The sequence below is a fragment of the Siphonobacter sp. BAB-5385 genome (genome assembly GCF_002261125.1).
Classification (GTDB): Bacteria; Bacteroidota; Bacteroidia; order Cytophagales; family Spirosomataceae; genus Siphonobacter.
The window spans coordinates 1-225 of record NZ_NMPS01000069.1; the positions used below are offsets into that span (position 1 = coordinate 1).

Genomic DNA, 225 nt, shown 5'->3' on the forward strand with positions numbered 1-225 from the left:
TCCATCTCAACCGGACTAGCCGGCAGACTCACCCTCAACTGCTGCTGCTTTTGCTGGGTTACCCTTCGGACGGATTCCGTGGCCTGACTGACTAGGTCGACTAGATTGACGCTCGCTTTGCGGAGTTCGATCTTGCCCTGACTAATGCGGCTGACATCGAGTAGATCATCAACCATCCGAACCAGGTGATCCGTCTGCCGATTCATCATCTCCAGCACGGACTTA

At 54.7% G+C, this 225-nt stretch carries 1 pseudogene; it reads right to left on the bottom strand.

From position 1 onward, the window contains the following. Nucleotides 1–225: pseudogene (locus BWI93_RS27690) on the bottom strand (HAMP domain-containing histidine kinase); the annotation flags it as partial.